General features: G+C 66.0%; 4 protein-coding genes and 1 pseudogene. All 5 read right to left on the bottom strand.

The genetic code is table 11. The features are described from left to right. Window positions 1-421, bottom strand: a pseudogene (locus DD1DGNOD_RS30785) (hypothetical protein); the annotation flags it as partial. A gap of 452 nt (window positions 422-873) precedes the next feature. Beyond that, a complete protein-coding gene (locus DD1DGNOD_RS10500) occupies window positions 874-1,080 on the bottom strand; it encodes a hypothetical protein (protein ID WP_241251621.1) in 207 nt (68 codons plus the stop codon). Window positions 1,081-1,268: 188 nt separating this feature from the next. After that, on the bottom strand, window positions 1,269-1,970 hold the full coding sequence (locus tag DD1DGNOD_RS10495; RefSeq protein WP_241251622.1) for a polysaccharide deacetylase family protein: 702 nt from the start codon (window positions 1,968-1,970) through the stop codon (window positions 1,269-1,271). A 364-nt stretch (window positions 1,971-2,334) separates the two neighbouring features. Beyond that, window positions 2,335-2,553, bottom strand: a complete 219-nt coding sequence (locus DD1DGNOD_RS10490) for a DUF6343 family protein (RefSeq protein WP_131767562.1) — start codon at window positions 2,551-2,553, stop codon at window positions 2,335-2,337. Between the two features lie 279 nt (window positions 2,554-2,832). Next, on the bottom strand, window positions 2,833-4,095 hold the full coding sequence (gene serS / locus DD1DGNOD_RS10485; RefSeq protein ID WP_131767563.1) for a serine--tRNA ligase: 1,263 nt from the start codon (window positions 4,093-4,095) through the stop codon (window positions 2,833-2,835). Between the last annotated feature and the right edge of the window lie 322 nt (window positions 4,096-4,417).

The raw sequence follows: 4,417 nt of genomic DNA, 5'->3' as shown, positions 1-4,417 counted from the left end.
TAATCCGGTCAAACCCGGCTCCGGCGGGCGACAGGAAAAACGCGAGGTTGGCGATCAGGTGTTGGGCGAGGTCGGCGACCGGGATCACGAGCAGTGAGCCGGGGTGGTTGGCGATCCACGTGTTGTGGCCTTCGAGGTAGGGCTCCTCGCGGGGCAGATAGATCCACTCGGGTGACAGCTGTCGGTAACGAGCGACGGTGGCCCCGAGCCAGTGGTCGAGATCGACTCGGCCGTCGACGATCGCGACGTCAGGTGACGCGTCGCGGGTGGGCAGAAAGTAGGTGCCTGTGTCGTCGGTGAAGAAGAACTCGGTCGTGTGGAATCCGGCGGCTGAGGGGAAGGTGCGCCCGCTCGGCGACCCACTGTAGTTGGGGAACGCGGACGCGTAGCCGGGGTGGTGGCTGATGCCGATGATGAAGCCACCGAGATCGAACAGCCCCGACCCGAAGCGAGATCGACCAGCAGGTCGAGGTCGCTGACATCGTCCGCGTCGGCACGCGCGACAGAGCCGAACACGCGGATGTTGCTGGCACCGTAGCGCTGCACGATCGCATACACATCTGCGCGGCGCTGACGCAACTCACTCAACGTCACACGACGGTGGGGCCCTCATCCGTCGTCACACAGCACCTCCGCCCGCGACCGGATCACCCGTTATCAGCATCGCACGGCGCTGCGCCTGTTGCGGGCGCCGCCGTGTTGACTGCACGCTCGGGGTCGATGACGTATTCACCGGACGGCCAGCCAGTAGTCCATCCCGATCACGCCAATGTTCTTAGTCTGTAGGACAATTACCGACCCAACGAACCCGATTTCAGCGCAGCCACCGTGGGGGCGGGGAGCGTCCACCGGCCGGCGGGCCCGGCCGGGGTGTCAGCGAACCACGTCGGGGCCATTGAGCATGAGCACGGCGGTAAGCCCCCGGTAGGTGCCCGTGAACTCGACGAGCTCCCGCAGCCAGGCGGTCAGCGCGGGACCCGGCGCCGCGGTGGCTGAAAGCTCGCGCGCCCGCGCGGTGAGACAGTCGAACCGGTCTGAAAACCGGACTGACGCCGATTTGCCGCCGGCAGCACGTTCCACATGACCACATGGAAAGTTGTCAATGCGGACGGTGCGATCAGTCGGATTACCATCCCATCCAGATCCAGCACATCCCAGTCCGTGGGACGACTCATCTCCTCCACTCACGATGAATCGGCCGTCGACATCACGGCAATTCCGATCAGAAAGCCATGGCTTCAATACCATATGCCATTATCAATTAGTTTTTACCATATATAGTCGGAAAGCCGGACGAAGCGGAAGCCAATGTCAATCAGTCGAGGTAGCGCAGCCGCCATCCCCTCGGCCGTCCCGCCGGAGGGATGGTTCATATGAGCGATGACGATTGATCCGGGCCTCGCGCCGAGCACGGCCCGCTCGACCTGGTCAGAAGTGAAGGTTGCTCCGGCGTCACCGTTGACGTCGAAGTTGACGACACGCTCACCGAGGTCGACGACAATCCGGGCGGCGACGTCGTCGCAGTGAGCGGTACCTGCCCGGAAGAACCGCGGCGGGTGGCCGAGGAACGCGGCGAGCTTGTCCCGGTTTCCGGTAACCTCGTCGAACGCCTCGGCGGCATTTCCCGTACCGTCTATCCCATAGGCTGACCGGCCGGACACCGACAGCGGGCGGTGGGATGTTCCGTGATTCGCTATTTCGAACAACGGGTCGGCGGTGAGCTCGTGGAAGACCCGGATGTTGGCATCGATCCAGCGGGAGTTGAGGAACAGCGTGGCCAATATCCCGTGCTCACGGAGAAACGCCACCAGCGCGTGGTCGTAGCCGCTGCCGTGCGGACCACCACATGCGTCGAAAGTCAGCGCGATCACCTTGTCGGTGGTGGGCAGGACCGTCGTGACACCGGGAACATCGATGCCCCAGGCGGAGGCCCGGACATCACGGTAGCGAGCGATCACCTCGTTAGTCACCGATGCCCGGTCGACCGACACATTGCTCGCCAGTCGCTCGCTGGTGGCTGACGACACGGCACCGGCCGGCAGACGGTGACCGGTCGGCGATGACCGTAAACCTGGCATGCCAGCAGACCCGGATCCAGACCGGGCGATCGGTATGTGTGGCGGAATGGCGCAGCCGGCGAGGATACTGCTCGCCGCTGTCACCAGAAGCGTACGGCGACGCAGAGACAACCCGCCTCCTTCAGAAGAAGACGTAGGTGGTTTCGGTCGTCCTGACAACCCTTTCCACCTACGCGCACCGGAAGAGTAGGTGGTTTCGGTCGTCCTGGCGGCGGTTTCCACCTACAGCTCGGAGGGTGTTGTGGGCGATGGGTCGCTACCATCGTCGCTCGCGGCGGACCCGCCGGACGATCACAACCAGATCGATCACGGCGGTCAGGGCGACCACCCCGAGCACAACGGCGGGCAGCGGCTGATCCTGGACCGTGAAATATACGCATACGGCCACGGAGAACAGCAGACCGAACAGGGCGAGGGCAAAACGCAGGCCCAGCGCGCTGCGCGCGGGAGGGTACCCACCCGGACTGCCGTTCATCCCGGCGCGTCCTGCACCGTAGAAGGAGCGTCCGGAGGAGCAGCACCGGCCACGCCCGCGCCGGTCGGAGGCAACTGTCCACACCCACGCACACCGTTCACATCCAGTGGTGTGCCCGGCGACATTCCCAAGCGAACGCGCCCGGCTGCCATGGCCTCTCCGGGCGGGCCGCGGGGCGCGCGAAAACGGCCATCATCGCACGCCCTTTGGCCATGCCGACCTCTCCTGGGGCCGCCGGGCGCGCGAAAAAACCATCATCGCGCGCCCTTTGGCCGGCTACTAGATCAGCTCACGGTCGCCGAGGTAGGGCCGCAGGACCTTGGGGATGCGGACGTGGTGATCCGCCGTCTGGAAGTTCTCCAGGATGGCCGCCAGCAGCCGCGGCGTCGCCACCGCCGTGTTGTTCAGGGTGTGGGCGAAACGGACGCGTCCCTCGGCATCCTTGTAGCGGATGTTCGCCCGCCGCGCCTGCCAGTCGTGCAGCGTCGAACAGCTGTGGGTCTCCCGGAAACGCTCCAGCGACGGGAACCAGGTGTTGATGTCGTTCATCCGGAACTTGCCCAGACCCATGTCACCGGTGGCGCACTCCACCACCTCGTAGGCAAGGCCCAGGGACTGCAGGACGGTCTCGGCCGTATCCAGCAGCTCGGCGTGCCAGCGGGCCGACTGCTCCTCGTCGGCCTCGCAGATCACGAACTGCTCGACCTTCTCGAACTGGTGGACCCGCAGCAGCCCGCGCACGTCACGCCCGGCGCTGCCGACCTCACGACGGAAACACGGCGAGATCCCGGCGTAGCGCAACGGAAGGTCACGCAGAGACAGCATCTCGCCGGCGTGCAGGCCGACCAGCGCGACCTCGGCGGTGCCGGCGAGAAAGAGCTCGTCGGCGGGCAGCTCGTAGATCTCCTCGCCGTGCCCGGGGAGGAAACCGGTGCCGACGAGCGCTTCCCGTTTCACCAGCGACGGCACCGAAACCAGCCGGAAGTCCCTGTGCGCAAGCAGGTCCAGCGCGTAGGAATGGACCGCCCGCTCCAGCAGCACGAGCTGCCCGGCCAGCGCGTAGGCGCGCTCCCCCGAGACGTTGCGGGCCCGTTCGAACTCCGCCCAGCCACGCTTCTCGGCCAGTTCGACGTGGTCGATCGGGGTGAAGTCGAAGGTCGGACGCTCCCCCCAGACCCGGATGACGGTGTTCGCCGACTCGTCGGCTCCGACCGGAGCGCCGCTCCACGGGATGTTGGGGGTGCGCAGCAGCAGGTCCCGCAGCCGTTCACCCGCGGTCTCCAGCTCGTCGCGGGTTTCGCGCAACTGGGTGTCGAGGGCGCCGGAACGCTCCCGTAGCCGCTCGCGGCCGGCCGGATCGGCGGTTTTGAAAGCACTGGCGAGCTCACGGCGCTCACGCTGGGCAGTGTCCAAGGCGTGCTGCAACGATCGCACGCTACGGTCGAGAGCCAGAATGCCGTCGACGTCGAGGTCGACCCCCTTGACGCGAGCAGCCTCGCGCACGACATCGGGATTCTCCCGGATGAACCGCCTGTCCAGCATCTGGCTCCTGTGCCCTCTCAGCGGGACGCCCGCGGTGCCCTCTCGGTGATCCAAGCGACCTGAAGGACTCGGGCCTCCGGCGGTGCGAAAACATGATCGCGTCGCCTTCGGCCCACTGGCGGGACGTCCGCGGTGCCATCGCGCGGACCACCGCGCGTATGAACGTCGCCGAAAAGCCTACAGCGCCCCCCGGGATCCATTAACGATCATCAACCGAGAAGCACGGATCACGGCCCACCCCGGAGACAGGGGTCCCCGAATTATACCGAAAGTTATAATTCGGGGGTTACCGTCGGGTGGGGTTACCGTCGGGTGGGGTTAC

This window comes from Candidatus Protofrankia californiensis, assembly GCF_900634765.1.
GTDB lineage: Bacteria > Actinomycetota > Actinomycetes > Frankiales > Frankiaceae > Protofrankia > Protofrankia californiensis.
This window is presented reverse-complemented; position numbering and strand designations above follow the sequence as displayed.

Excerpts from the sequence above, each read along its gene's own strand:
- DD1DGNOD_RS10490 (WP_131767562.1), bottom strand. The coding sequence starts at position 2,553 with ATGAACGGCAGTCCGGGTGGGTACCCTCCCGCGCGCAGCGCGCTGGGC.
- serS (WP_131767563.1), bottom strand. The coding sequence starts at position 4,095 with ATGCTGGACAGGCGGTTCATCCGGGAGAATCCCGATGTCGTGCGCGAG.